At 34.3% G+C, this 26,894-nt stretch carries 23 protein-coding genes; 15 read left to right on the top strand and 8 right to left on the bottom strand.

All coding sequences use genetic code 11. From position 1 onward, the window contains the following. Positions 1 to 484, bottom strand: a 484-nt coding sequence (locus LRP84_RS09945) for a hypothetical protein (RefSeq protein ID WP_230574935.1), incomplete at its 3' end; no start/stop codon positions are given. 615 nt (positions 485 to 1,099) lie between these two features. On the opposite strand from LRP84_RS09945, the gene LRP84_RS09950 reads away from it, so the two are divergent. Next, complete coding sequence (locus LRP84_RS09950; RefSeq protein WP_230574936.1) at positions 1,100 to 1,714, top strand: exosporium glycoprotein BclB-related protein; 615 nt, start codon at positions 1,100 to 1,102, stop codon at positions 1,712 to 1,714. 204 nt (positions 1,715 to 1,918) lie between these two features. On the opposite strand, the gene LRP84_RS09955 is transcribed toward LRP84_RS09950, so the two are convergent. The 3 genes from LRP84_RS09955 to LRP84_RS09965 all read right to left on the bottom strand — a co-directional run bounded on the left by LRP84_RS09955 (position 1,919) and on the right by LRP84_RS09965 (position 4,044). Further along, positions 1,919 to 2,833 carry an NAD-dependent epimerase/dehydratase family protein gene (locus LRP84_RS09955; protein ID WP_230574937.1) on the bottom strand — a complete coding sequence of 305 codons (915 nt, stop codon included), beginning with the start codon at positions 2,831 to 2,833 and terminating at the stop codon, positions 1,919 to 1,921. Positions 2,834 to 2,837: 4 nt separating this feature from the next. Continuing rightward, positions 2,838 to 3,092 carry a glycosyltransferase gene (locus tag LRP84_RS09960; RefSeq protein ID WP_230574938.1) on the bottom strand — a complete coding sequence of 85 codons (255 nt, stop codon included), beginning with the start codon at positions 3,090 to 3,092 and terminating at the stop codon, positions 2,838 to 2,840. A gap of 286 nt (positions 3,093 to 3,378) precedes the next feature. Further along, positions 3,379 to 4,044, bottom strand: coding sequence for an acetyltransferase (locus LRP84_RS09965; RefSeq protein WP_230574939.1), 666 nt, complete (start codon positions 4,042 to 4,044; stop codon positions 3,379 to 3,381). A 674-nt stretch (positions 4,045 to 4,718) separates the two neighbouring features. Between LRP84_RS09965 and LRP84_RS09970 the strand changes: the two genes are divergently transcribed. From LRP84_RS09970 to LRP84_RS09980, 3 genes are all read left to right on the top strand, one after another. Continuing rightward, positions 4,719 to 5,243 (top strand): hypothetical protein, encoded by a 525-nt coding sequence (locus tag LRP84_RS09970; protein WP_230574940.1) that lies wholly within the window; start codon positions 4,719 to 4,721, stop codon positions 5,241 to 5,243. 279 nt (positions 5,244 to 5,522) lie between these two features. Then, on the top strand, positions 5,523 to 5,828 hold the full coding sequence (locus LRP84_RS09975) for a CGEA protein (protein WP_437438774.1): 306 nt from the start codon (positions 5,523 to 5,525) through the stop codon (positions 5,826 to 5,828). A gap of 66 nt (positions 5,829 to 5,894) precedes the next feature. Beyond that, positions 5,895 to 6,866: a CgeB family protein gene (locus LRP84_RS09980; RefSeq protein WP_230574941.1), complete on the top strand. Its 972-nt coding sequence runs from the start codon at positions 5,895 to 5,897 to the stop codon at positions 6,864 to 6,866. A gap of 221 nt (positions 6,867 to 7,087) precedes the next feature. On the opposite strand, the gene LRP84_RS09985 is transcribed toward LRP84_RS09980, so the two are convergent. Further along, on the bottom strand, positions 7,088 to 8,362 hold the full coding sequence (locus tag LRP84_RS09985; RefSeq protein ID WP_230574942.1) for a glycosyltransferase family 2 protein: 1,275 nt from the start codon (positions 8,360 to 8,362) through the stop codon (positions 7,088 to 7,090). 385 nt (positions 8,363 to 8,747) lie between these two features. Here LRP84_RS09985 and LRP84_RS09990 point away from each other — a divergent pair, with 385 nt between their 5' ends. The 6 genes from LRP84_RS09990 to LRP84_RS10015 all read left to right on the top strand — a co-directional run bounded on the left by LRP84_RS09990 (position 8,748) and on the right by LRP84_RS10015 (position 15,930). After that, complete coding sequence (locus tag LRP84_RS09990) at positions 8,748 to 10,541, top strand: SLC13 family permease (protein WP_230574943.1); 1,794 nt, start codon at positions 8,748 to 8,750, stop codon at positions 10,539 to 10,541. Positions 10,542 to 10,630: 89 nt separating this feature from the next. Continuing rightward, positions 10,631 to 11,236: an adenylyl-sulfate kinase gene (cysC, locus tag LRP84_RS09995; RefSeq protein WP_230574944.1), complete on the top strand. Its 606-nt coding sequence runs from the start codon at positions 10,631 to 10,633 to the stop codon at positions 11,234 to 11,236. Between the two features lie 11 nt (positions 11,237 to 11,247). Further along, the gene (sat, locus tag LRP84_RS10000; protein ID WP_230574945.1) at positions 11,248 to 12,429 is read left to right on the top strand and encodes a sulfate adenylyltransferase; all 1,182 of its coding nucleotides are present in this window, start codon (positions 11,248 to 11,250) and stop codon (positions 12,427 to 12,429) included. Next, on the top strand, positions 12,416 to 13,543 hold the full coding sequence (locus LRP84_RS10005) for a glycosyltransferase (RefSeq protein WP_230574946.1): 1,128 nt from the start codon (positions 12,416 to 12,418) through the stop codon (positions 13,541 to 13,543). The genes sat and LRP84_RS10005 overlap by 14 nt, the downstream gene beginning before the upstream one ends. 207 nt (positions 13,544 to 13,750) lie before the next feature. Further along, on the top strand, positions 13,751 to 14,725 hold the full coding sequence (gene gmd / locus LRP84_RS10010; protein WP_230574947.1) for a GDP-mannose 4,6-dehydratase: 975 nt from the start codon (positions 13,751 to 13,753) through the stop codon (positions 14,723 to 14,725). 83 nt (positions 14,726 to 14,808) lie between these two features. Beyond that, complete coding sequence (locus tag LRP84_RS10015) at positions 14,809 to 15,930, top strand: DegT/DnrJ/EryC1/StrS family aminotransferase (RefSeq protein ID WP_230574948.1); 1,122 nt, start codon at positions 14,809 to 14,811, stop codon at positions 15,928 to 15,930. Between the two features lie 521 nt (positions 15,931 to 16,451). Here the strand turns inward: LRP84_RS10015 and LRP84_RS10020 are convergent. After that, positions 16,452 to 17,090, bottom strand: a complete 639-nt coding sequence (locus LRP84_RS10020) for a DUF1796 family putative cysteine peptidase (RefSeq protein ID WP_230574949.1) — start codon at positions 17,088 to 17,090, stop codon at positions 16,452 to 16,454. 264 nt (positions 17,091 to 17,354) lie between these two features. Beyond that, positions 17,355 to 18,101, bottom strand: coding sequence for a sulfotransferase family 2 domain-containing protein (locus LRP84_RS10025; protein WP_230574950.1), 747 nt, complete (start codon positions 18,099 to 18,101; stop codon positions 17,355 to 17,357). A gap of 196 nt (positions 18,102 to 18,297) precedes the next feature. Between LRP84_RS10025 and LRP84_RS10030 the strand changes: the two genes are divergently transcribed. The 4 genes from LRP84_RS10030 (at position 18,298) to LRP84_RS10045 (ending at position 24,606) form a co-directional block, all read left to right on the top strand. Then, positions 18,298 to 19,458 carry a glycosyltransferase family 4 protein gene (locus LRP84_RS10030; protein ID WP_230574951.1) on the top strand — a complete coding sequence of 387 codons (1,161 nt, stop codon included), beginning with the start codon at positions 18,298 to 18,300 and terminating at the stop codon, positions 19,456 to 19,458. 503 nt (positions 19,459 to 19,961) lie between these two features. Further along, positions 19,962 to 21,647 carry a DUF4214 domain-containing protein gene (locus LRP84_RS10035; RefSeq protein ID WP_230574952.1) on the top strand — a complete coding sequence of 562 codons (1,686 nt, stop codon included), beginning with the start codon at positions 19,962 to 19,964 and terminating at the stop codon, positions 21,645 to 21,647. Between the two features lie 947 nt (positions 21,648 to 22,594). After that, positions 22,595 to 23,971, top strand: a complete 1,377-nt coding sequence (locus tag LRP84_RS10040) for a sugar phosphate nucleotidyltransferase (protein ID WP_230574953.1) — start codon at positions 22,595 to 22,597, stop codon at positions 23,969 to 23,971. Positions 23,972 to 24,093: 122 nt separating this feature from the next. Next, positions 24,094 to 24,606, top strand: a complete 513-nt coding sequence (locus LRP84_RS10045; RefSeq protein WP_230574954.1) for a hypothetical protein — start codon at positions 24,094 to 24,096, stop codon at positions 24,604 to 24,606. Positions 24,607 to 24,716: 110 nt separating this feature from the next. Here the strand turns inward: LRP84_RS10045 and LRP84_RS10050 are convergent, their stop codons facing one another. Then, positions 24,717 to 25,778, bottom strand: coding sequence for a glycosyltransferase (locus tag LRP84_RS10050; protein WP_230575074.1), 1,062 nt, complete (start codon positions 25,776 to 25,778; stop codon positions 24,717 to 24,719). Positions 25,779 to 25,977: 199 nt separating this feature from the next. Here LRP84_RS10050 and LRP84_RS22440 point away from each other — a divergent pair, with 199 nt between their 5' ends. Continuing rightward, positions 25,978 to 26,823: a collagen-like domain-containing protein gene (locus LRP84_RS22440; protein ID WP_302850583.1), complete on the top strand. Its 846-nt coding sequence runs from the start codon at positions 25,978 to 25,980 to the stop codon at positions 26,821 to 26,823. Positions 26,824 to 26,894 lie beyond the last annotated feature (71 nt).

Below are 26,894 nucleotides of genomic sequence, written 5' to 3' on the forward strand. Positions count from 1 at the left end.
TTTCTTGATCAAAGACATCTATCTCCTCTACATCAGTTTGCATGGTTTCTTGACCAACGACATCTATCTCCTCTACATCTGTTTGCATGGTTTCTTGACCAACGACATCTATCTCCTCTACATCCGTTTGCATGGTTTCTTGATCAATGACATCTATCTCCTCTACATCTGTTTGCATGGTTTCTTGATCAATGACATCTATCTCCTCTACATCTGTTTGCATGGTTTCTTGATCAATGGCATCTATCTCCTCTACATCCGTTTGCATAGTTTGTTGAGCAACGACATCTATCTTCTCTGCAATATGGTGAGTCTGTTCACTATTTTCAACATTATCTATTTCGTTTTCCTGTGTTTTAGCCGTTTGTCCTGTCTCTTTCACAATCACACTCCGCTGTATATGGTGTTGAAGTGTATATAAATCCAAATGTTGAATATATAATAACGGTTGATTTTTTTCTTTCTTTATTTGTTTACCAGTCATCTCCAAGCCTCCTTTTTTTCTAAAACGTGCGTTATTACAGTTATATTCATATAGGGCGGAGAAGTTTCGTTAAAAATCGATTCTTTATCTATCTACGCAAGGCACTTTGCTTATTTCCTTAAAATTAGAAGTTTGTCTATAATACTGTTGGTTTGGAATAAAGTTTGATCAAAAAACACCTCACAAACTCGTATTTTATGGTAAATAAGAAGAATCCGTTTTGAAAAAGATTGATCAAAATGGATTCTTCTCTAGCATATTTAAGTTTCGGTTTTATAAAAAAGTTTGATCAAACTTTTTTATAAATTATCAAACTTTATTTCAAAGCTACAAATACTTCTCTATTCCCTTCATTTTTTATAAAGTGAAACTTCCATCAGTGGGAATTTTCTTCATCCCCCACTGATAGAAAATCAAGAATACCCATAAAGTTTATGTGTAATTCTTATGAAACAATTAAATTAGGTTATCTTCACAAGAAAAAAACAATTAAAGATAATTTGATTTTTTTAAAAAATGCGCCATTTCATGAGACAACCTGGTACCATTTTTTTCATCATTCATAAAATATATTGAAGTCACTATTTTTATATAGAAAATAAGGAGGATTTTAATTTGGGCAATAATCAAGATGAACCAAGATGCTTTCCTTTCCCTTGTGCATTTCCTGTACCAGAACCGACGGTACCAGCTAGTTCTAGCACTATAATTCCATTTTCATCTGGCACAACACCTATTACACCAGCGACTGCGCTTCCGCCTGCTCTTGGGCTTGTAAGTCTCATTGGATTTGGATCAGCTATTCCGACTGTCACTTTATTAGGAACGTCTCCTAACACTTTTACTCTTAGCGGAGCAACAGAAGCATTTACGATGCCTCGTAATGGCACAATTAAGTCTGTATGGGCAAACTTTACTGCTACAGGTATTAATGTAACTCTCCCTCTTGATGGTAGCATTACCGTTCGAGCATCATTATATATTAATACTGTAGCTAACAATAAAACGAACACTTTTACTGAACTTACAAGTACTGTAGTAAATTTAAGTCCAAGCATTACATCCTTACTTGCATTCCCTGCAAATCTTGCTGGTTCTAATACTACAGTGAGTCAACCCGTAAATGCTGGAGATCGTCTAGTCATGGTCTTTTCTATAATCGGTACTGGTGGTCTTACTGCTGTTGCTACTCTTACAGGATTGGCAAGTGCCGGAGTTGAAATTGTTTAGTTAAAATATTTTCCATGGTAAAGTTTTAATAACTTTGTTACGTCTATTCAACAAAACGGAAGATATTTAAATAATGAGGAGGCTCTACGGCCTCCTCATTGCTTATTTTTCTTTTCCTGCTTATTTACATTATAAGTATTAACATCTTTTCAATCATCCTATTTCTACCAAATTAAATAAACTACCATTCATTTAAATATGAAATTATACTTTACGAAAGTAAGAAACGGTTTCTTTCAATCCTTGAAGCAATGAAAATTGCGGCTCCCAATTTAAGTGTCTTCTAGCTTTCTTATTTAATAGAGAGCTAGAAATAATATCTCCTGATCTTCTCTTTTTGTATATTCTCTTATCTTCTATTTTCATTACACTACAGATCATATCCAACAATTCATTGACTGAAGTTTGTTGATTCGAACTAATATTACATATTTGATTATCAGCATTCCTAAGAGCTAAAAAGTTAGCATATGCTACATCTTTAACAAAAATAAAATCTCTTGTTTGATTTCCGTCACCATATATAATCGGACTATCATTCTTTAATAATCGGTCCAAAAAAATAGAAACAACACCAGCTTCCCCATTTGCATCCTGTCTTGCGCCATACACATTAGAATATCTAAGAATTGTATACTTTAAACCCGAAAGCTTTGCAAATAATTGAATATAGGCTTCACTCGTCAATTTCGATAAACCATAAAATGATATAGGATTAAGGTCATGCTTCTCATCAATAGGTAAATATTTAGGATTCCCGTATACAGCAGCGGTTGATGCATGGATAATTTTTTTCACGTTATACTTTATACAAGATTGTAGAATATTTATGGTAGCCATAATATTTTCACTACAATCGTAAAGCGGCTGTTTTACAGATTCCTGAACAGACACCTGCGCCGCTTGATGTATTACAAAATCTGGTTTTTCTATCATAAAAATTTTATCAATATCGGGATCGCGTATATCAAAATGATAAAAAGCAGCTCTCGATGGAATATGACGCTTATGGCCAGTAGCCAAATTATCAATAACTACTGTCTCGATATTGTTTTCTAATAAGGATTCAACAATATGTGAACCTATGAAACCCGCTCCACCTGTAACTAAGGCCTTCAAATGGTTACCCTCCCTTTAATATTTCATGAATCATCTCTTTTAGTTGTTGAGCCTGTTGAGTAGTTGAATGCTTTTCTTGTACAAGTTCAAATCCATTCTTACCAATTTCTTCTCGTTCTTTATCATCTGTTAAATAGTAATTTGCCTTTTCCATAAAATTATTTTCATCTATTTCAACAAAGTGTACCCCTGGCTTTAAACATAAATCTAAAATCTCATCTGAGCTTTGGGCTAGTAATAAAGTGTTATATGCAAACACTTCATTGTATAACCATATTGAATTACACGATTGTTAATCATATTGCAATTATGCGATCCTCTTATTACACAACCGATAACTCCTAAATACCGTTTCCAATAGAAATAATATTGTTATAATTTATGTAAACTATATATACTTTGCCACAACAAGTTCATGACTCATATATAGTCACTTACCATGCCCCTTAAAAAATGCTTAAAAAGGTGAAAATCACCAATTTACTAAATAAAATTGGTGACTTCCTATTTTGAATTCCAGTAGATAATCTACCTTTCTTATAAACTTATAGATATTTATCTCCTTTTTCTCTAGATTTTATTTTTGTTGCCGGTACGCCAAACGCAATGACGTAGGAGCCGATATCTTTTACAACTGTAGCACCAGCACCGATTACGGTATGCTCCCCTATCGTAATAGAATGGATTACATTTGCTCCTAAAGAGATGACAGAATAATTCCCAATCTTAACATTCCCTCCAAGAGTAGCACCTGGTGCGATAGTCGCATAATTATCAATTACACAATCATGATCAACACTGGACTTTGTATTAACAATGCAGTGTTCTCCTATACGCACATTACTATTAATCACAGCTCCTCCCGCTACTACCGTTCCTGCTCGAATGATTACATCTTCGCTAATAATCGCAGATGGATGAATAGCACAAACAAAAAGAAAATCTGGAATAATAGTCTTTACTTTCTCCACTATCTTTCTTCTTATCCAATTATCTCCTACAGCTACAATTCCCCCATGGATATTATCTTTAATAGATAATAGGCTAGATTCATCCCCTATTACTTCGTAACCATAAACCATTTCATTTTGTGAACGAAAGCCGTCAACTATTCCATAAATATCATATTCTCCAGCTCGTCGAATTACATCAATAACAACCTTGGCATGGCCTCCTGAACCAAAAACAACAATTTTTTTCACACTCTTCACTTCCTTGTATATCACTAAAGACGATTAACATTTTTCATAGTTGAATTTACATTTATATACAAGAAAATTACTTATAATAATTATTTATGATTTTAGTTTCTTTATTATGAACATTTAACAATAGAAATGAGCTGATTACTCCCGTATCTTCACACAGGCAATATTTACAGCATATGATAAATCTAACGTACCTTTATTATCCCCTCGAATGATTTACACTCATATCTACATGTGCTAATACAATTTTTATTGGCACAGTAGAGAGGAGAAAAGATAATGACAAGAGACAGATTAAAAACACTTCAACAAAAAATCGAAAAAGGAAATATGCCTTTGTATGATTGTAAAAAGTGAATTAAAAATTATAGAAAGATGTTTAAATTCTACTAAATCAATTATTGATTTTATTTCGATCTGTGATGCTATGGATGTTTTTATAAAGTGAAACTTCCATCAGTGTTTTTTCATCTCCCACTGTTAGCCCCCCAACTGGACTTTTAAGGGCCGTTATCTCCCATCTATCTTCTTAACTTTTCTCTCAATCTTAAGATGGGGGTTTTAATGCCCACGAATAGCCGGGTAAGTCCCTATTTTTTTAAAAATGGGGACTTATCCATAACAATTTAGCTTGCTATTTCATTAAATATAGTAAGAAACTTAAAAGAGGTGAAAAAATGGGTAACAATTTCAATTGCCCTCCGGCATTTCCTGTCGACTTCCCCGCACCGCCTCCTCCAGCATACGGATTTATATTTACTCAAGTAACGCAAACACTTGCTAATGGCACAAATATTATAACTTTCCCTTCAAGCGGTCCACTAAATAATACAGTAAATACAACTAATGGATTATTGATTAACGTACCTGGGGTATATCAAATTGACTATACTGTAACTTTCAATATTCCTTTTTCAGTTATTCCCCCTGACTTAGTCGATTTCACTGGAGTATTAACCTCTACTACTGGTTCTGCTCAAATTCCTGGTTCGTTCTCTAGGGTCGCAGATTCAACTGTAGAAGCGATTCCAGGTACTGGTGGCGGTGGATTTACAGGTCGATATGCTGGTATATTAACTGGCTCCGTTCTTTTCAAAGCAACCACAGGTACTATCATTGGGGTTGACGTTATCTGGGACAAACTAGATTTAGATTCTGCACAGGTTCAATTTGCTTCTCTACGAGCAGTACAAGTTGTTTAACTACTTATGCAGAGAAAAATTAACTTCTAAATTTCTACTACGTGTACTGTTCCAAATATAATGGGTTCAGCTATGTTTGCTACAATTCAATATATCATCGGTCTAGGCTTCTTAAGCCTAGATTGCTTCATCAATAGTTTCAAAGAGTTTATAGAAACTGTCCTCTTTCCAGGAGTTTTCTTATTTAGAGAGACAATTTCTTATCAGCTAATAGAATTGTACACCTTTCATCATGAACCCTAAAACATTATATGAATTAAAAGGAGGAAAAATTTACCTATGGCACAAATATGTGATGGAAGCGCATGCTTTATATTCTCTACATTACCCCCAGGAACCGTTGTAACAATTGTAGGTAAATCAGGTCATATGTATGGACCTGCTACGTTTCAATTCTTAGATCCACAAAGTTGTGTAGTTACATTGCTAGAGGAAGACATGACGACTCCTATTTCTACTATTATTCTGCAAATCGGCTGTAACGATATTGAAAGTGTCTCGTACAGTCCAGAAATTCCAGGAGGCGGTGGGGATCGCCCAACAACACCAGTTTCAGCTTTTGGAGAACAAGAAGATCGTTTTTAATATAATTTTTCAATAACAAGTGCTCAAGGGATTGTTATGAAGTAAAACTCTAATTGGTGGTGCATGGTGAAATTATTATATATCTCTTCCGGCTACCCAAGAATTTACGAATATTTTGATCAAAGTATAAAAGCTGAGCTAAGTAATAGTGATTATGAATGGCTTCACTTTCATCCATTAGAGAGTATAGAGAAGTTAAAGGCGATTGTTGCTAATTTTCAGCCACAGCTAGTTTTAACAATATTAGGAGATCATCTCTCCTTATCAGCTATTCAATATTTAAGAGAAAATGGTATCAAACTGGCATGTTGGCTGACCGAAGACCCTTTTTATATTGATAAAACTATTCAAATGATTCATCGATTTGATTATATCTTTACTATTGATAATGTTGCTCTCAGGCACTATCAATCTATTCATCCAAATGTCTACTATTTGCCGTTAGGAACAGACGCAACAATCTTTAAGCCCCTTCCTGCGGAAAATGTACACAAAAGCGATTTACTTCTTGTAGGATATCCATATCCCACAAGAGTAAATTTTATTCATTTTCTTTTAGATAATACTAAATATCAAATCACGCTCATTGGTAAAGGTTGGTATAACAAACTACAAAAAAGATGGAGAAACAATCGGAGAATTATAATTAAAGATATTTGGATTGAACCGCAAAAGATCCCTTATTATTATAATGGAGCCAAAATCGTGTTAAATCCTCATCGAACTCACAATTTTTGGCTTAACAAAAATACACATGGAGTTATTAGCGAAAGTATAAATAACCGAACATTTGATATTGCATCCTGTGGGGCTTTTCAACTAATAGAAGAAAAGCCCGATCTTCGTTCCATCTTTACCGAAGAGGAAATGATATCTTACCTAGATTACGAGGATTGCTTACACAAATTAGGTATCTATATGGATGACGAAGAGCAAAGGAAGACTATCGCCCAAAAAGCTCGAAAAATAGTGATAGAGCAACATACATTTGGTCATCGAGTTAAGAAAATGATTAAGACCATTTCAAAAACTGTTTAATAGCTTCCCTTTCTTCTATACGCATATAGTTATTCATATCCCATATTATAAATTTATTTAGCTTCTAAATTACAAAAATCATCGGTTGTATTACCGATGATTTTTCATTTTCTATAAAAATCCGATGGTTGTAAGAAGAAAAAGATATTGTACAACTGCGACATCAAAATTGAGAGTAAGGAAAGGAATTAACAATTTTATAAAAAGAAAAACTGCTGTTGCTATTTAAGAAATCTTTTAAAATAGAAACTAATTGGTTCCCCCTTTTCAAACCCCTCCATCTCAGCTCTTGAAACGTATATGCAATCATTTATAAGGTTAAGCTTTTTCAATATTTTTTTATCAATAAGATGAAGCTTACAATTCATCGTAATTGAGCATTGACCATTATATATAAATACTTTATTTTCTGGCAAGCAAGTATTATGCGATAAAATAGGATAGATTGGTAATCCATGAGGTATATGATCTAGTAAAGTTGAGTTTATTTTAATTACTTCATAAAAAGAAAATTTGAATTTACGAAAAGCTAAATTATTCATTATTGGGCGTTTTGTATTATTTTCGAGGTAGAAAAATTTATTTTGTTCATTTTGAACAATACGTAAGTTGGGAACAATAGTTGGATCATCAATAGGAGGACCTTCTACGTATCTATATAAAAAAGGATCAGGTATCATAACTACCTTCTTTAAGTTATACTTAAAATACGTAAACATCTCATTTGTAATGAGCCTTCTTTGCTGCTGGTCAATTAAAAAAACCTGTGGATTCCCCCCTTTTACCAAAGTCCCATTCGGAATTTTTATAGGTAAATTATTATATAGGTTTTGAAAAGAGTAAGGTGTTTTGTATGTTATATCAAGCACTATATCGATAGGATGGAATGGCTGAAAAGTGTTTAATCTCTCCCAGAAAGCCGCATCTCCATTATACCAATGAGCAGGACTTTCATCCCAATATTCCCCATACTTCTCCCGAACTTTCTCTAAAATTGCACGCGTATGCATAACTGAACAGTGATCAACAACGTTAGCTGCTTGATATAGTACACGCTGAGCTCTACTTACTCTTTCGGAAAGCAGCTTCAATTGGCTATTTACAAATTTCACTTGTTGAGAAGAATAAATAATATCTATCTTAGCATTTATGTTAAAAAAAGATACCATTTCTTCTAATCTCTTCGGAACATAGACAGTGTCGTCTGTTAAATAAGAAATGTATGTTCCTTTTGTTAACGGAATAGCTTTATTGATAAGTACAGCATACCTCGTCTTTTTATAACGTTCCTCATCCTCTATGAAGCTATTTATATAAGTTATCCTTGGGTCATCCAAATATTGTTTAATAACATTTACTGTTTCTTCATTCGAATGATCATCCATGATAAACAGTTCCCATTCATCTAAAGTTTGCCTTAACACACTTTCAATCGCTTTTCCCACTAATGCAGGTTTATTATAACTAGTAAGAATGATTGATACTTTTGGATTCAAAAATCATCCCCCCTCTACAGTCAATCATTTTACTCATAATTTATGAATGCATTCACTCAATCAAAATATCCGAAAAGACATTTAATACGAAATTATTTTCTACAAATCTAGCTTACAAATGTATAAGTTCACAAAAACAGTGTCAATTCACTAAAAATAACATATAAAGGTAATGAATGTTTTATATAGTGGAATTGATAAAACATTGGGATATAGTTACGCATTTTTCATGTACGCACTCTATAGCGAAAGTAAGAGTACAATAAAGTAGTAAGGCACTACCCTAAGCTACTCTCCTTTAGATGATTTAACCAAACTGTTATTGTTATATCTTTTACACGCTAAATGTTCCTCAATGAAAACAACTTATAAATAGGTGAATCATATGACCATTCACGGTATAATTGCACTCCTTATTATTTTTATTACATTCATAGTTTTGATGTGCGAAAAATTTCCAGCTGATATCGTTATGTTCAGCGGACTAGTTTCTTTAATGATGTTTGGAGTTTTAGCTCCTTCTGAAGCTTTAGATGGGTTCTCAAATGAAGGAACATTAACAATTGGAGCCTTATTAATTATAGCTTCTGCCGTTAACAGTAACAATTTCATCAAACAAATTCCAAGGTTTATAATCGGTCATGAGAGAAGTCATAAAAAAGCAATTCTTAAACTAATGATGCCTGTAGCTAGTCTCTCCGCATTTATTAACAATACACCGATCATAGTAATTCTCACACCTATAATAAAAAATTGGGCGCAAAAAATCGGCCTGGCTCCTTCTAAACTGTTAATTCCCTTAGCATATGCAGCTAGTATGGGTGGGATGTGTACGTTGCTCGGTACATCTACAAATATTGTTGTAAACTCATTACTAAAAAAACAAGGTAATCATGGACTTTCTATGTTCGAATTAGGAATCATCGGTATCCCATGTACTATAATCGGTATTCTATTCATGGTATTTATAGGAAGCAAACTCCTTCCTGAATACAAAAAAGGAAGCGAAATAGATGAAGAGAATAAAAGTGCATTTTTAGCAGAAGTTCAAGTTGAATCAAATTGCCCACTTATAGGAAAAACAATAAAACAAGCGAACTTACGTAACCTTGCAGGCTTATATTTAATTGGAGTTATGAGAAACGAAGACATAATACTCCCAATTTCTAGCGATTATATACTAAATAAAAATGACTGCTTGTTATTTACAGGAGACATTTCTACTATTTCCAACTTGGAAAAAATTGAGGGTTTAACATTACACCTCAGTTCTAGAATAAGTCTCGAAAACTCCTCCAATAATGACATCACTCTTTCAGAAATAGTAATATCCAAACAATCTTGTTTATCCAACCGAACTGCTAAAGAAATTCAGTTTCGCTCAAAATACAACGCTGTTGTAATTGCTGTTTTTCGGAACGGTAAAAGAATTCTCTCTAAAATAGGGTCTATTCGCTTAAAAACAGGAGATATTTTATATATTTTATCAGAAAATAATTTTTTCATAGAGAACCAATACTCTAATGATTTTTACTTTCTTTCCCATGAAACTGGTTCCTTTAAAAATCCTTCTAGAAAACAAAAGATGACCTCCTTTATTCCTCTGCTTATCTTCCTTCTCATGATATTATGTGCAAGTATAGGGGTTCTACCGATTTTAACTTCTTCTTTTTTAAGTGTTATCTTGTTATTCATTACAAAGTCCATTTCAGTACAAGAAGCAAGAAAGTATTTAGATTTACGCTTACTTATCATGATTGGATCATCTCTTGGAATGGCAAGCGCTTTGGAGAAAACAGGAGTCGCTGATTACCTTGCTAACACAATCGCAGGGGAAACCGCAACATTTAGTCCAACAGCATTACTTGCTATCATTTATTTACTTACATGGATTAGTACCGAATTTTTATCAAATACGGCGGCGGCGGCCTTCATTTTCCCTATTGCTTATTCCATTGCTACACAACTATCTTTAAATCCCGAACCTTTTATTATAGCTATTACGATTGCTGCCTCTGCTAGTTTCGCAACACCTACAGGATATCAAGCAAATTTAATCGTTTATCAAGCAGGTGGCTATAAATTTGTAGATTTTCTTAAAATAGGTCTTCCGCTTGGTTTTCTTTTCATGATTATTTCTGTCCTACTTATCCCATACTTTTGGCCATTTTATACGTAAATAAAGCAAACACAAACTAACCTTGTATTGAAAAAGACGTTCTTGATTACTAAGCCATTTTTTACTTTATATGAAAGGAGAAATTTTTTTTGGAAAAACAAACAAATATATATTATCATCACTTTTCAATTACAAAAAAGGATCGACAAAATTTGCATAAACATAAAAGCTGCATTGTTTGGTTTACAGGTTTATCAGGATCTGGAAAATCCACAATTGCTAATATTGTTGAAAACAAGCTACATCAATTAGGGATCTCCACTTATATTCTTGATGGAGATAATCTTCGAAAGGGATTAAATCAAGATCTTAGTTTTTCAGTAGCAGATCGTAAAGAGAATATCCGCCGCGTAGGTGAGGTGTCAAAATTGTTTGTAGACTGCGGAGTTATTGTGTTGGCAACATTCATTTCACCGTACCGCAGCGATCGTGAAGCCGTTAGAAATAATGTACACCCTGACGAGTTTATTGAAGTTTATATCGACTGCTCTCTAGAAAATTGCGAAAACAGAGATCCAAAAGGTTTATATAAAAAAGCTAGAAATGGAGAGATTATCGAATTTACCGGAATTTCCTCCCCTTATGAAAAACCACTTAATCCAGAAATTACTCTTGATTCTAATCATTGTTCAGCTGAAGCATGTGCTATACAAGTCATAGATTTTCTCAAAAAACATCACTACTTATCAATTTAAGGAGGATTATGATGGACTGTCCAACAGACAAAATTTTACCTCATGGAGGTATACTCATTAACCGTGAATTACAAGAAGCGGAGCGTGAAGAATATTTAAAAAAGGTAAACGAACTTCCTTCTCTAACTATCTCTGCTTGGAGTATTTCTGACATTGAACTAATCGCAAACGGTGGCTTTAGTCCGCTCATCGGTTTTATGGATAGAAATGATTATGAAAGCGTCTTAATGACTATGCATTTAAAAAATGGACTGCCATGGACGATTCCTATCACTTTACCTATTACACAAGAGGAAGCAAAAGATTTACGTATTGGAACTGAAGTGATTCTTTACGGAGAAGATAAGATTCCTTATGCAGTTATGCAAATAACCGATATGTTTCATTACGATAAACAAAGAGAAGCGCAGCTCGTATTTGGTACAACAGATATTGCTCATCCAGGTGTGAAAAAACTGGATGAACAAGGCGATATATATATATCCGGATCTATCTCTCTATTAAATAAACCTTCACACAAAGATTTTCAGGACTTTTACATGACCCCAAAAGAAACAAGAAACATGTTTACTGCTTTAGGATGGAAAACCATTGTAGGATTTCAAACCCGCAATCCTGTGCATCGTGCACATGAATACCTACAAAAAACAGCACTTGAAATCGTTGACGGATTGTTATTAAATCCACTTGTTGGAGAAACAAAAGAAGATGACATCCCTGCGGATATTCGAATGGAAAGCTATAAAATATTACTAAAGAACTATTATCCAGCTAACCGCACCCGCCTCGTTATCTATCCTGCCGCTATGCGTTACGCAGGTCCTCGTGAAGCTGTGATGCATGCGCTTGTACGAAAAAATTACGGTTGCACACACTTCATTGTCGGTCGCGATCATGCAGGAGTAGGAAATTATTACGGAACGTACGATGCCCAAAAAATCTTTCGTAATTTTGATCCCATTGCAATTGGAATTCACCCCCTATTTTTCGAACACAGTTTTTATTGTAAAAAGTGTATGAACATGGCTTCTGTCAAAACATGCCCACATTCTAATACCGATCGTGTTATTTTAAGTGGTACTCAAGTTAGAGAAATACTTCGCAGCGGACAAACTTTGCCGTCTGAGTTTACTCGTCCTGAAGTGGCGGAGGTGTTGATGAAAGGAATGAAGCGAAGCAATGCAAAAGACTGAAGCAACGCCATTAAAAAAAGGTATTAATTTAGTAGGATATGCACGTGCCGAATTTGGACTAGGAGAATCTTGTCGCCTAGCAGCAAAGTCCATTCAAAGTACAAATATTCCATTTGGCATTATTAATTATTCGCTTCCACATGTAAAATCATTAGATTTCTCTTGGAAACATAAAGAAATAACCGATCCTATCCACGATATTAATATTTTTCATATGAATCCAGATGTATTTCCAACCGCTCATAAGCAGCTTGGACATCAATTTTTTAACGGTCGCTACAATATTGGTTATTGGCATTGGGAGCTTCCGGAGCTTCCTAGGGAATGGTATACCAGCTTCAAACTTATCGATGAAGTATGGGTTCCCTCATCTTTTGTACTAGAAGCTGTATCAAAAAAAACAAACCTTCCTGTAATCCGTATTCCACATTGCATCCAAGTAGAATGCTCTGAAGGTATAAGTCGTGAATACTTTAATTTACCGACAGATCGCTTTTTATTTCTTTCCATGTATGATCCTAGAAGTATACAACAACGCAAAAATCCAGTTGCGTCTATTCAAGCATTCCAAAAAGCGTTTTCTAAGGATGATCCTTCCGTTGGGCTTGTTTTAAAAATCAATAATTCAAATTATAATCTTGCAGAAGTGAAACAGATTCAGCATCTAATTCGAGATAATCGTAATATTTATCTCATTAACCAATCATTAAATCGAGGAGAAGTAAATGCCTTAATTCAATCGGTTGACTGTGTTGTCTCTTTACACCGTTCTGAAGGATTTGGACTTGTACTAGCAGAAGCAATGTATTTAGGAAAACCAGTAATTGGTACAAATTGGTCTGGTAATACTGATTTTATGAACGCAGATAATTCTTGTCCTGTCAATTATACCCTTGTCCCAATAAAACGAAATTACGGTCCTTACAAACATTATCAAATATGGGCTGAGCCAGATATTGAGCATGCTGCTTATTTTATGCGCCAACTTATCTCCAATCAAACACAGTGTAATCTTATCGCAATGAAAGGACAAGAAACCATAATGACCGATTTTTCACCAAATGTGATTGGAAACATGATTGAAAAACGATTGACACAATTAGGATTTATTTAGTGTATAAATCATCTATTCATGATTCTAGAGAGACGAAACAATAATTGTAAAATTGTTTCGCCTCTCTATTTTACTGAGTTCTTCCATTCTCCCTATCCTATTCATGTAATGGTGAAAATAAACGGTATTTCAGTAGCAGTCAAGGTATATGAAACATATGATTAAAGGAGGTAAAAGTTTTGATTATATACAGCATGGGGTGAAAATATGAAACAAGCATTCATTACTGGAATTACAGGCCAGGACGGTTCTTATTTAGCAGAATTATTGTTAAATAAAGGCTATAAAGTTTACGGATTAAAGAGGCGAACCGCAACAGAAAACGACGAAAACATTAAACATCTAAAAAACGAGATTGAATTTCTTTCAGGAGATTTACGTGATTTAGCTTCCTTGATTCAAGCTGTTAAAGTTTCCAATCCAGATGAAGTATATAATTTGGCCGCCCAATCTTTTGTCGCAACCTCTTGGCTTCAACCTATTTATACAGGGGAAACAACCGCTCTTGGGGTTACAAATATGCTTGAAGCGATTCGTCTTGCTAAACCAGATGCTCGATTTTATCAAGCATCTAGTAGTGAAATGTTCGGAAAAGTAATAGAAACTCCCCAGAAAGAAACAACTCCATTTTATCCAAGAAGCCCATATGGAGTTGCTAAAGTATACGGACATTGGATTACTGTGAACTATCGAGAAAGCTATGATAGTTTCGCATGTTCAGGAATTTTATTTAATCACGAATCTCCTCGCCGTGGTTTGGAATTCGTTACAAGAAAAGTAACAGATGGAGTGGCTAAAATTAAATTGGGACTGCAAGATAAACTCCATTTAGGCAACTTAGATGCGAAGCGGGATTGGGGCTATGCTGGAGATTACGTTAAAGCGATGTGGCTTATGCTCCAGCAAGAAAAGCCAGACGACTATGTTATTGCTACTGGTGAAACTCACACAGTTCAAGAATTAGTTGAAATCGCCTTTAGTTATGTCGGATTAAACTGGGAAGATCATGTCATTCAAGATCCAAAGTTTATGAGACCCGCTGAAGTAGATCTTCTATTAGGAAATCCAGCAAAAGCGAAAAAAGCATTAGGCTGGAAACCAAAAGTGAATTTTAAAGAACTAATTACAATGATGGTCGATAGCGATTTAGAACGACAACAACAGCAAAGAAAAGGATTATGAAATTTGATTTTATAACCTTTTTATATTACCTATCCCTCTTGACTTGTACTTTAACTTTATTTTTATGCAGGGAGGACATTTTGATGACAAAATTTTATCCTATCGCTAGTCCTATATTAAATGGAAATGAAAAACAATATGTCATAGACTGCCTCGATTCAAATTGGATATCTTCAAACGGTTCATATATTCAAAAGTTTGAAGAACAATTTGCACAGTACTGCGGTGTAAAACATGCTATTTCTTGTAATAACGGAACAACCGCTTTACATCTTACTCTGTTAGCATATGGGATTAAAGAAGGCGATGAAGTGATTATTCCGACTTTTACATTCGTTGCAACAGCAAATGCAGTCGTCTATTGTGGAGGAACGCCTGTATTTATTGATTCCGATTCAGCAACATGGAATATTGATCCTGCGAAAATAGAAGAAAAAATCACACCGCATACAAAAGGGATTATTCCCGTTCACATCTATGGTCATCCAGCTGATATGGACCCTATTAAAGAATTGGCAAGGAAATATAATTTATTTGTTATAGAAGATGCTGCTCAGGCTGTAGGAGCGCAATACAAAGGAAAAATGACAGGAGCAATTGGTGACTGTGCTACTTTTAGTTTGTTTGGCAATAAAATTATTACAACCGGTGAAGGGGGAATGATTACTACTAACGATGACCACATAGCTGAAAAGATTCGAATTCTAAAGTCACAAGGAATGGATCTAAACCGCAAATATTGGTTTCCAGTTATCGGATATAACTATCGTATGACCAACATTCAGGCAGCAATCGGCTGCGCACAACTCGAGAACATTAATTGGCATATTCAGCAACGAATCAGAATCGCTAATCAATATATACAAAATTTAAAAGATGATCATCGTCTCATATTACCAATCGAAAAAGATTGGGCTAAAAATGTATACTGGATGTTCAGCATTGTATGTAAAGATTTTACTGAAAACGAACGAAATTTGTTAATGGATCGCTTAAAAGATAAAGGAATCGAAACTAGACCTTTTTTCTATCCTATGCATGCATTGCCTCCTTACCAAAATTTACAAGACCCATTAGAATTCCCTATAATAAACCGCATTTCTGCTCAGGGGATTAATGTTCCAAGTTACGGAAGCTTGACCGATGATGATATTCGATATATTAGCTTAAAAATAACAGAAACATTAAACGAGATAAATACTTAGGAAATGATATCAAGCTTTTATCTCCCAATTGAAGAACGAAACACCACTCACTAGCTTCAGCAAAATAACAAAATTCACCTTACTACAAATATAATTAACTTCCCCATTTCAACCCTTATTCTCCGTATTAGACAATAAAACAAGCTTGGCCGAGAGGTGATTATAACACAACTCCTCTCAAAAAATATGTAGCGATAGTAAAGTCTAGTATCATTAAACATCGAAAGTATTAATTATGTATGGACACATCTCTTCTGCTATGCATTGTACCGAATTCACTGTGATGTGTCCTTAGAGCTATAAACACTTTAATTATAAGAAAATGGATATTGTACCTAAAGAGAATTGATATTTAAAATAGCTCGTTCACCTTGCATTAAAGTAAGAAGACTTAGACTGTAGAAAGGGAACTAGCATGTACAATTCAAGTTAAGATCTTCCACTTCTCTTACTCAATGAAAACCCTACCCTTAAATTATTACTGTGTTTTGAATAGAGGTACCACTATAAAATCATTCTATCTAAGAAGTTAAAGTAATCCCATTAAATAACATTGTGCATGCATCTTTATTGTGAATGTAATCCCTTACTGGATACATTTTAAATTGAACAACACAAGTATGCTCTAAACCCCAGTCAAGTTCTTTTATTTCTTCTGTATCTCCATCTAAAATAAGAAGAATCTGAAAGTTATGTTTAACCATACTTGATAAAGTTTTTTCAAGCTCAGCAACTTCTTCATACGTTCCACCTGAGCGGACAAAAAGAATCCATTCACTTGTTTCCGTACAGTTTAAGAAACGTTGAATACGGCGATTGTATTTTTCTTTTATCTCCGTATATTGTGGGAATGAAGTTGGAGTATTAACAGTTGCTAAAAAATCATGTACAAAATCTATATTATACAAATTATCTCTAAATATTAAATTATGCCCACCTTCAGGCGTGTAACAAACAAAGGTAAGGTTTTGTAATTCTAAAAAATTAATAAATCTATTGTTTAATAATCGGTTTACATCTTTTAAAGAGGGGCTTCTCACCCAATCTAAAAATCCAGAAAACGGTCTTAACTTAAATTGATTTAACCAAAAGCCTACATAACAATCTGCTCCCAAACTAAAAATTGCATGATAATTTCTTTTAATATCTGCTAACTTCATTTCTGTATTCACCCCTTTATTCTATAGAATATGTTTTATATATGGACAAGTTGCATTACAAGCTTAAAAATAGACTTTATATAAAAATAATATTCTATATATCCATTTTGATATTTTAACGCATAAGCCATTACTATGCAGAATACAAAATGTTGTATTTTCATATCAACAACAGAAAAGACTGAAACAAAATAAATCCTGTTCCAGTCTTTTAAATATCCCCTAAAATATATCTGTTACAATTATTCAAATAAAAAACAATAACTAATCATTAGTTTGAAATGCGCGCAATTCTCTAATTGAGGCAGCATCTAAGGAAGCAATCTTTTTTTCTAACATTTCTTTAGCATAATTATATAATTGAAAATCTATTTCATTTTTCTCTACAATCTTATCAATAACTGTCTGCGGAATTTGTTCCCTTTGAGCTCTTTGTGCATTAACATTTAATTTTTGATATTTAACATTCTTCCAACCAAATTCTCTTTTCATAATATATAAAGATTCATCAAACAACTCCGTAATACCTACTACAGAAAAATAATTTTCTATATTCTCTTTTGCTATTTGTAAATCTGCAACATCACTACCTGTAATGAAACGAGATTGGAAGTTAATCGTATAATAATCGAAATCTGGATTATTTATATAATCATCAATTGTCCCTTCAAAAAATAATTCTTTATATTGATTTAGATTCTTATGTGCAAAATAAAACCATGAAAGGACTTGCTCAACTGGATTCCTTAACATCGTAATATAAGTACACGGTCTAGAAATATGGTGATGTACGCCAAACAAAAGGTGACCACATAAAGTATCAGCTGTTGTTAACTTTTCTTTTAGTAACAACACACTTTGCTGATTCAACCCATACTGATCAACATCGTAGAGAATATTATCAGGGTATTGCCTATAAATTACATCTGTTAATGTAGTTCCTCCCGCTTTTGGTATGTGAATATAAATCAACAAAGGTTTTTGTTTGCTATTGGATTGATTTTGCGTCATACACTCGTACCCCTTTCCGTCTGTTATAGCTTATATTTCAGTATATGATCCATACTGTTTTCTGTAACTGAGGATTCGTCCAAAATGCAATGTCTTTTTCTTCTCCAACAAGTTTTTTGCTCGCTCACAAAATTGTCTGAACTTGCATACATTAGATAGGAACATGTGGATCTTCAAATAAAGGTGGTACAAACCGATGAGAATTCTAATTTGGACTCAAAACGTGTCCCCTGGCGGAGGAGCTAGGCTTTTGGCTAATCTTCTGCCAGCTATAGCCAAGCAAGACGATATCGAGTTAGTTCGATTAGTCATCTCTCCTAAGTCTAAATTTAAAGAAAGAATTGATGTAGCGAATCTATCAAATATTGAAATTATTTATTTTGATGAAAATATCAATTCACAACAAGGGAAGAAATTTGTTCAGGACTGTCACGTTGTCTATTATTTTTGGCCTCATCTTCATGAATATGTCGATGTTAACAGGCCTAGTGTTTGCACATTTCACGATGCTACGATTCTTGACTTTGTTCCTCCGTTTACGAGCGGATCACAAATAAAGAAATACTGGGAAGATTCCAAAAAGTGGTTAGAAAACTGTACCACTGTAGTAGCTTCATCACATCATGTAAAAAGCCGCATCATCGCACACTTCGGGGGCTATTTACAAAGCACTGTCGTCATTCCTCATGCTATTTTGCCAACAGGATATTCTTCTGAACAAATTTCAGATTCGGACTTAGCAGCTCACTTGCCGGCTGAGTACTTTGTGTACCCTGCTAACACATCTCCTCATAAAAATCACTACAATCTGATACTTGCATACTCCAAATTTACAAAACGAAAAGAATATCCGTTAGTTCTATTTGGATCTTTTATAGACTTGCTTCGAAATGAACCACCATTTTGGCCGGAAATCCCATTTATTCCGACGCTTGTTTCCTTAATAAATCGAGTGGGACTACGCAGAGGTAAAGATATATATCCAATTGGATTTGTAAATGATCAAGATGTCACACCTACTATTAAAAATGCTAAGGCACTCATTATGCCTAGTTTATCAGAAGGCGGAGGAAGCTATCCTGTAGAAGAAGCGCTGAGATTAGGAGTACCGGTTCTTTGCTCTGATATTCCTGTTATGCGTGAACACTTGGCGCGCCATAGCACAAAAGTCGTTTGGTTTAACCCCGAATCGATCGATTCAATTGTGCAAGCTCTTGAAGAAATAACTGCAAATTACGATGAGTATAAAGCATCTGCTCTTCAAGGTATAAATGACCCTGCTGAATCATGGGAAGATATTGCCAAAAAATATATACATGTAATGCGCCAAGCATATCTCAAGTATTACAATAAATAAAGTGAAACCTCTCTCTGTATCTTAAAAGAAATCTTACTTCCACAAATAGCGAGATAAATATTCAATAGTTATACACAATCAATATATCTTCTTCATTCGAATTTTACATTACGATTAGAGAACAGTTTTTCATGTGAAGATAATTTTATATAATTTTTAGGAATCTCTAATAGCTTGCACATACTATTAATTAACGGGCATTATTTATTTTTGATTTAAAAAATAAGCAACACTTATCCTAATATATGTTTTATACCTCACTTTTGTACTATAAAGACCGTGTAACACATAAACTGTATACAATTTTAAGCATGAGACTTATCCACTTTGCTGCTAAAACTGAACACTGTTGCATAGTGATAGAATCAGATAAAGAAAAAATATAATAAAACGTCAAATAGCATCATTGACCAAATTTAAAACAATAGTTAGTATTCCTATAAAATATAGAAGATTATTTTTGATTTATCATTTGAATTTAAAGATATAAAGGGGGTACTATTATGAGTCATCACGACCAAAATCAGCCTACCATTATCGATATGATAAGAAAAATCATGCAGATCTCTAACGAAGCATTTGTTCACGAGGTATATATACAAATTTTACACAGGAAACCCTTAGACGAAGAAGAGCAGTATTTTTCGAAAAAACTCACGCACAAACCCAAAATAGCAATTATTCAAGAAATTATGGTAAAGGAAGAAGCACAAGCACTATATACAAAAGCAATTCAAATAAACGAAGCCAGATCCAATCAAGCAAAAACTATTTCCTATCTTATTCAGTCCTTTTATTGTTTCGATGATAAACAGTTTCTCCATTCATTATACGAACAATTATTAAACCGCTCCCCAGATTCAATAGGCTTTCAAAACCACTTAAATGCTTTAGCTTCAGGATTTCCAAGAGTACAGTTAATGGAGCAATTTTTATTATCTGAAGAGTGTCGACAATTTTTAGAAACTCCCCTTTTACATCCCGAAATTCAAACAAATCAGAAGCCTTCACCAAAAATCGGTCTTTTTATCGGCTATTTAGGAAGAGTCGGCAAACATTTTGGCGGCGAAGGCATTGGACGATTTTCTATCCGACTGGCAGAAAGCTTACTGCATCACGATAAGAATGCAACCGTAACCGTCGCAATTGATGGACTAAACTATGTGGATATTAGTAAGTCCTTTAAGGAAGTTTCATTATCCTTTCCTGATAGATTCTCAACCAAAAGATTTGATAATGTAAAATCGGTCAATGCCACCATTCCTGTCGATGTTTGGATTGTTCCTTATGTAGGCATGGAGTTAGCGTTACAATTAGAGAAGCCAATTATTGTTTGTTTACATGACTTAGTATATCTACATTTTAAAGAACTATATGATAAAGCGTATCCGAATTTCTGTGATAAACTCCATGTTATTGTTAGTAAATTAGTCACAAAAGCATCAAAAGTCGTATTTAACTCGAACTTTGTAAGAGACCATGAGGGACTTAAGTTTATGAAGCTGCCTTCGGAAAAAATGCATGTAATTAGGTTAGCTGCCCCAGTCGAAGAATATAGCTCTGTTGGTTCATTAGATGAGAGTACCTTTAGAAAGAAATACAAATTAAATAATGACTATATTGTGTATCCTTCTGTGATTCGTCCGCATAAAAATCATGATCGGCTAATTGAAGCATTTTTGAAATTTAAGCAAACCTATATAGACACTGCCTCTAACCTTAGTCTGGCTTTAACTGATGATTTCCAAAATGGACCAAAGAAGAAAGAAATTGCAACATTGCTTAATGATTGCGAAGATCCGCATATACGGAATAGTGTTGTATTTTTAGGCAGAATACCTACAAGTGATGTTCCATTTCTATATAAACACGCAATAGGAACCATCGTTCCTACACTTTTTGAAGGAAGCTGTCCTTTTCAACTATTAGAATCTTTAATTATGGATACTCCTGTAGCAGTTAGTAAGCTTGAAGTTGTTGAAGAAATTATAACGGATATCGAAAAATTCATCACATTTAATCCATATTCTGTAGATGAAATAATACTTGCCATTCATCACCTTTGGCAACACAATAACACTTTCTTAACCCAACAACAAATAGCAATTGAGCATATCCTAAAGAGAACTTGGGCCAACGTTGCACAGGAATACTATACACTACTAACGGAAATTTTCATAAATAATTAATTAAAAGTATAATAAACACCATTGAATAAATAGACAGTATGTTTAAAAATTGAATCTTAATAATTATTATGTAAAGAACCCACTTTCTTATAATCCTAGAGGAGAAAGTGGTTTTTTATATTTATATAATACAAATATAATATATATATATTCCATAAACAGCAACCCCCACTCCTTTCTCCTCAAAAACTTCTTTGAGCTACCCTCTACATGACAATATCATTTCGAATTATAGTTCTTTGCTTATCAATAAGGATAAAAAAATAACGTTTCACATTGCAGATTGATTCTACGTTAATAAGCGAACACGAGCTTCTATATAAACAATATTTGAATAAGACATCCATTTTATGAATATATCATCACCTATTCGCTATGAACCACATATAATTTTATTAAACGAGTTATTAAGTCCGTTTTTATATTTATAAGCTTTTATATAAGTACGCCTACATGTAGTTAATTGTCATACTGATACAATAGAGGTATCGACAAAAGCAATCATTATGCCTCAAATAAGAAATTACTAAATTTATAGAATGTATTTTAAACTAACATGCTAATAGCCGAATAAGCATACTTTAACGAAGTTATATAATCTCCATATCAACAGCTGGCGAAGCTTATTTTACATGATTTTAATTAAAGGAACCAGTATTACTCAACTTGTTTTATGTAGCATACTATGAGAATAAAAAAGTACGAGCCAATAGTTATAACAACATTCATGACAAATTACTTCTCGAGGCACTCCAAAAGCAACTCACTTAATAAAAAGAATATAAAGAACAAAAATGCTTGTAAATGGACTTATGTTGCTACTAAATACTAGCCTTTATTGGATTATAAACGCATGCTTCTTAAAGAAGCCGCACAGGTACAAAACCCTGTACTTATTTTATTAACCATAACATCGAGGTTTAATACTACTAGAAAGTTGGGATAATATGAAACTTATTTTACTATCTGGAGGGTCTGGAAAACGCTTATGGCCATTATCAAACAACTCTAGATCTAAACAATTTTTAAAAATACTTCGTAACCAGTATGGTATTCAGGAATCCATGATTCAAAGAATTGTGGGACAAGTTCAATCTATTGGTCTAACAAACTCTACTTATATAGCAACTTGCAAATCTCAAACAGATATTATTCAAAATCAACTTAACAATAAACTTCCTCTTATCATCGAACCAGATCGACGAGATACCTTCCCTGCTATTGCCTTAGCATCAGTCTATCTCTATTCTGTTCTAAATGTTGATGTAAACGAGACTATTTGTATCATGCCTGTTGATGCTTATGTAGAGAATTCTTTCTTTGAAGCCTTACTTAAACTTGACCAAGTATTGACAGACTCAAATGCATCACTTGCACTTATGGGCGTTCGACCTTCACATCCTTCTGAACAATATGGTTATATTACAACTACCCCTAGTCACTCTTCATCAGTACAAACACCTCCATATATGAAAGTTAACCAGTTTATTGAAAAACCAATGCAAAGCAAGGCAAAAGAGCTTATTAAACAAGAAGCGCTTTGGAATTGTGGCGTATTCACATTTAAATTAGGTTTTTTAATTCAATGCCTAACTTCTATGAAAATACCAGTTCAGTATGAAGAGCTTATCCAACAATATTCCACCCTTCCTCAAAAAAGCTTTGACTATGAAGTTGTAGAAAGATGCGATGATATTGTGGTAATGCCCTATGAAGGAGCATGGCGTGATTTAGGAACTTGGAGTACCCTTACAGAGATTATGGATACACAAATTATTGGAAATGGAATTTTAAGTGAAAATACCCTTAATACTCATATCATTAATGAACTAAATCTTCCTCTTGTTGTAGCAAATATTTGCAATAGCATTATAATAGCGAGTCATGAAGGTATTTTGATAGCTGATAAGCAGGAAAGTGGAAAAATCAAAGAACTTATTAATCACGAGAATCCTAGACCTATGTATGAGGAAAAGCGTTGGGGAAACTACCGTGTTCTAGATTATGAAAAACTTAAAGATGGGAATGAAATTTTAACCAAAAGGCTTAAAATTTTAGCGGGAAAAAATCTCAGTTATCAAATGCATTTTAAGCGCGAAGAAATTTGGACAATTATTGCAGGAGAAGGCGAACTTATTATAGACGAGAAATTCAAACTGATAAAACCTGGCGATGTTATTTACATTCCGGTTGGAACAATGCATGGAGCACGTGCTATTACTGACCTAGAATTTATTGAAGTTCAAATGGGAAGTAAGCTAGTAGAAGATGATATTATACGTACTCATATGACATGGGAAGAAATCGAACGAGATTTTAGATAAAACTTCCATATAATTCTATTATTAGGTATATTCCTTATTTTCAATGAAATTAGTAACCTGTCTATAACATTTTACTTATTTTTTTCATTAAATAGAATGAGAATATACAAAGGAGTGAAAATATGGATTGTTGCAATAATTTCTTTGCTTTTCCAGCGAAAGAATTCCCTGCCTTTGGGATTGCTTTTTCGGCAAGTGATACACCTGTTTCGATAGGTCAACCAATTCCTTTACCAAGTAATAATACAAATCCAAACGTATCCACCCCTGTTCTTCTTGATGTAGTAAGTACTGGACATGGACTTGTCGTCAAAAGATCTGGAATATATCAGCTTAGCTATACATTAACAGTTTCTTTAGATAATGTGCCTGCTCCACCTGATGGTAGTGGACGCGAATCTGCTACATTTTTCTTAACATTAAATGGTACCAATGTCTCTAATGCTATTCCTGGTTCTGGAACGGCTGTACGTACAACCTTCAATGACACAGGTCTAGCTGTAGTAACAAGCAGCGTAGTTCTGATTAACTTAACCGAAAATGACTTAATACAAATTGTCCCAACAAATATAATAGACGCAATAAACACTGTAGATATTCGAGCTGCTACTTTAACAGTGACACAAATTGCCTAAATACAAGGCCACCTCATATATTGTGAGATGGCCCTGCTTTTCATTTAAAAGGTAATCAATTTATCACATTTTTTATACATTTCTCATTATGAACTTTCTTACAAATCAACTCATTCTTGTGTATTATCTTTGAATAGATTTCGAAAATATTCTCGATTATATTTCACCGAAACATGATCCGGTACATATACTGCCGCTTGTTCATTATGATAATTTGCTTTTTCATTATCCCCTAACCGGCTATAGCAAACACATAACTGTAAATGAGGGACCCATGTATAAGATGCATAATCTATAAATCTAGTTGAATCTTGAAACGGAACATGAATCGCCATCTCATACCAAAAGGTTGCTTGTTTGTAATCTCCTTTTTCCATAAACATGTGACCTACACGACAACAAATTTCTCCTCTTGGAATGTCATATTGAAAAGAACGAAAACATGCTTGCAGTGCTTCTTCCGACTTTTGCAGTTGCTTATAGCAATCTGCTAATCTCCCACATGCGTGTATACAATCTTCCACCCAACCTTCTTTTCCATCTAAAAACTGATTATATAATTCAATTGCTTTTTCATATTTTTTGTGATCAACGCATTCATTAGCATAATAAACGATATCCCTCGGTGTAAAAGTTCTTCCTTCTCGGAGTGCCTTCTCGAAAATTCGAAGATTACGATTGCTATGTTCTTTTTCTTTTTTATGCATAATCGCTATATCACTTTTCATTATATTTCCATAAACAGCTAAATATTCATGAACAAATCCAATCCACTGGAAATTCTTTATCCGCTTTACTAGACGATTTCGAACAGAACTGTAAGTAGGCTTCCCCTTTTCATCAACTGCAAGATAATAGGACATAGAAACTGCATCTACATTAGAATCCAAATTTTCTTTCAGATGTAACAACTTATCTTTTTCTGTTTCCATTAAAATATCATCCGCATCTAACCACAAAACATAGTCCTTTGTTGCTTTTGAAAACGAAAAATTTCGAGCAGCTGCAAAATCATCTATCCATTCAAAGTCATAAATATAAGGGGTATACTCTCTAACAATCTCTTTTGTTTGATCCGTTGAACCTGTATCCACAATAATGATTTCATCAATAACCTCTTGTACTGATTCTAAACATCTAGCAATTGTCTGTTCTTCATCTTTCACAATCATACATAAGCTAATTGTAATGCTCTCCTTCACCAAAACCCCTCCTCCTTTCCCCTTGTAGTATATGAAAAATGAAAGAAAAATTTACTGGCATGACTGCATTATATTACAATATATTGTTTTTATAATATTTAAAACAACTATATCATTTCGATTCCCTTCTGCATTTAATATATATTGAAAAGCTTTTGGAGGTGAATACATGAAAAATGAAAAATCTGCTAATCAATTTCATTCAATAGAGTATATTGTTTCTGCTGTATTAGGTCCTACTCTGCCGCCAGTCCCACCTGGTGGAAATAGTGGACCTACTGGCGCTACTGGACCTACTGGCGCTACTGGACCTACTGGCGACACGGGACCTCAAGGACCTCAGGGTATTCAAGGCGTCACTGGCGCTACTGGACCTACCGGCGACACGGGACCTCAAGGACCTCAAGGTATTCAAGGCGTCACTGGCGCTACAGGACCTACCGGCGACACGGGACCTCAAGGACCTCAGGGTATTCAAGGCGTCACTGGCGCTACGGGACCTACCGGCGACACGGGACCTAACGTTCTAGCAAACGGATTCTCTGCTAATATTTCAACTTTCTCAATACCTGCAGGGGCTACCGGCGCTACACTCACGAACTGGAGTACAACATCCCCTTATTACGGTAATGCTGCATTCGATGCTACTACTGGAGTATTTACAGTCCCTGCAACAGGAAGATATGTATTTGAGGCGACTATTAACTACTCAACACTTACTTCACTTTCTGTTTCACTCGGTCCAACTGTTAATCCAGCATTTGTTATCCGAAGAATCTCTCCAACCACAGATGATTTAATAAGTGGCTTATTCCCAATATTAGATGTGAGCGTTACACTATTAACCCTTAGAGCCGTTCTCGGCGATGGAGCTGTGACATTAACTGGTGATTTAGAATTAACTGCTGGAGACCAAATTGCTTTATTCTATGTAGGTAATGGATTAACAATTGCTCTTGATTTAGGTGGTACCAATAGTAATGGTATTATTTGGTCTGTCCATCGCATCACGTAACCTATGCTAAAAATTGAATAGAATATAGCACATTTGATTATACGTTTTTTCGATAGCAACAAAAAGCCGTT

This window comes from Bacillus rhizoplanae (assembly GCF_917563915.1).
GTDB lineage: Bacteria > Bacillota > Bacilli > Bacillales > Bacillaceae_G > Bacillus_A > Bacillus_A rhizoplanae.